This window comes from Aeromonas crassostreae (genome assembly GCF_054052445.1).
The window spans coordinates 1-2,862 of record NZ_JBSTYM010000052.1 but is presented as its reverse complement, the minus strand read 5'-3'; the positions used below and the strand labels follow the sequence as shown (position 1 = coordinate 2,862).

Genomic DNA, 2,862 nt, shown 5'->3' with positions numbered 1-2,862 from the left:
GCGCTTACACACCCCACCTATCAACGTTGTGGTCTCCAACGGCCCTTTAGGACCCTCAAGGGGTCAGGGATGACTCATCTCAGGGCTCGCTTCCCGCTTAGATGCTTTCAGCGGTTATCGATTCCGAACTTAGCTACCGGGCAGTGCCACTGGCGTGACAACCCGAACACCAGAGGTTCGTTCACTCCGGTCCTCTCGTACTAGGAGCAACTCCCTTCAATCATCCAACGCCCACGGCAGATAGGGACCGAACTGTCTCACGACGTTCTGAACCCAGCTCGCGTACCACTTTAAATGGCGAACAGCCATACCCTTGGGACCGACTTCAGCCCCAGGATGTGATGAGCCGACATCGAGGTGCCAAACACCGCCGTCGATATGAACTCTTGGGCGGTATCAGCCTGTTATCCCCGGAGTACCTTTTATCCGTTGAGCGATGGCCCTTCCATTCAGAACCACCGGATCACTATGACCTACTTTCGTACCTGCTCGACCTGTCCGTCTCGCAGTTAAGCTGGCTTATGCCATTGCACTAACCTCCTGATGTCCGACCAGGATTAGCCAACCTTCGTGCTCCTCCGTTACTCTTTGGGAGGAGACCGCCCCAGTCAAACTACCCACCAGGCACTGTCCGCGACCCAGATAATGGGCCTGCGTTAGAACATCAAACATACAAGGGTGGTATTTCAAGGACGGCTCCACGACAACTGGCGTCATCGCTTCAAAGCCTCCCACCTATCCTACACATGTAGGTTCAATGTTCAGTGCCAAGCTGTAGTAAAGGTTCACGGGGTCTTTCCGTCTAGCCGCGGGTACACCGCATCTTCACGGCGAATTCGATTTCACTGAGTCTCGGGTGGAGACAGCATGGCCATGGTTACACCATTCGTGCAGGTCGGAACTTACCCGACAAGGAATTTCGCTACCTTAGGACCGTTATAGTTACGGCCGCCGTTTACCGGGGCTTCGATCAAGAGCTTCGCTTGCGCTAACCCCATCAATTAACCTTCCGGCACCGGGCAGGTGTCACACCCTATACGTCCACTTTCGTGTTTGCAGAGTGCTGTGTTTTTGATAAACAGTCCCAGCCATCTGGTCACTGCGACTCCCAACTGCTCCATCCGCAAGGGACTTCACTGTCAAGAGCGAACCTTCTCCCGAAGTTACGGTTCTATTTTGCCTAGTTCCTTCACCCGAGTTCTCTCAAGCGCCTTGGTATTCTCTACCCGACCACCTGTGTCGGTTTGGGGTACGATGACTTGTAATCTGAAGCTTAGAGGCTTTTCCTGGAAGCAGGGCATCAATGGCTTCACCACCGTAGTGGCTTCGTCTCGTGTCTCAGTGTTGTGTCTCCGGATTTGCCTAGAAACACCACCTACGCACTTTCACCAGGACAACCGTCGCCTGGCCCACCTAGCCTTCTCCGTCCCCCCATCGCAATTACAAGTCGTGCAGGAATATTAACCTGCTTCCCATCGATTACGCCTTTCGGCCTCACCTTAGGGGTCGACTCACCCTGCCCCGATTAACGTTGGACAGGAACCCTTGGTCTTCCGGCGAGGAGGCTTTTCACCCCCTTTATCGTTACTTACGTCAGCATTCGCACTTCTGATATCTCCAGCATACCTCTCGATACACCTTCGCAGACTTACAGAACGCTCCCCTACCACCCACACATAAGTGTGGATCCGCGGCTTCGGTGCCTGGTTTGAGCCCCGTTACATCTTCCGCGCAGGCCGACTCGACTAGTGAGCTATTACGCTTTCTTTAAATGATGGCTGCTTCTAAGCCAACATCCTAGCTGTCTGAGCCTTCCCACATCGTTTCCCACTTAACCAGAACTTTGGGACCTTAGCCGGCGGTCTGGGTTGTTTCCCTCTTCACGACGGACGTTAGCACCCGCCGTGTGTCTCCCGGATAGTACTTACTGGTATTCGGAGTTTGCATGGAGTTGGTAAGTCGGGATGACCCCCTAGTCCAAACAGTGCTCTACCCCCAGTAGTATTCGTCCGAGGCGCTACCTAAATAGCTTTCGGGGAGAACCAGCTATCTCCGAGTTTGATTGGCCTTTCACCCCCAGCCACAGGTCATCCCCTAACTTTGCAACGTTAGTGGGTTCGGTCCTCCAGTTGATGTTACTCAACCTTCAACCTGCCCATGGCTAGATCACCCGGTTTCGGGTCTACACCTTGCAACTAGACGCCCAGTTAAGACTCGGTTTCCCTACGGCTCCCCTATACGGTTAACCTCGCTACAAAATGTAAGTCGCTGACCCATTATACAAAAGGTACGCAGTCACCCCGAAGGGCTCCCACTGCTTGTACGTACACGGTTTCAGGTTCTATTTCACTCCCCTCACAGGGGTTCTTTTCGCCTTTCCCTCACGGTACTGGTTCACTATCGGTCAGTCAGGAGTATTTAGCCTTGGAGGATGGTCCCCCCATATTCAGACAGGATGTCACGTGTCCCGCCCTACTCGATTTCACTTCAAGGTCGTTTTCATGTACGGGGCTATCACCCTGTATCGCTGGCCTTTCCAGGACCATTCCACTAACTTCCAAGAAACTTAAGGGCTAATCCCCGTTCGCTCGCCGCTACTGAGGGAATCTCGGTTGATTTCTTTTCCTCGGGGTACTTAGATGTTTCAGTTCTCCCGGTTCGCCTCGTTGCACTATGTATTCATGCAACGATACCTAGCTTATGCTAAGTGGGTTTCCCCATTCGGAAATCTGTGAGTAATAGCGTCTCTTACCGACTTCTCACAGCTTATCGCAGGTTAGTACGTCCTTCATCGCCTCTGACTGCCAAGGCATCCACCATGTACGCTTAGTCACTTAACCATACAACCCCAAGAAGTGTCGT

The 2,862-nt window shown here is 53.0% G+C and carries 1 rRNA gene; it reads right to left on the bottom strand.

Annotated elements, in window-relative coordinates:
• Positions 1-2,840 (bottom strand): 23S ribosomal RNA (locus ACW5W4_RS18820); the annotation flags it as partial.
• Positions 2,841-2,862 lie beyond the last annotated feature (22 nt).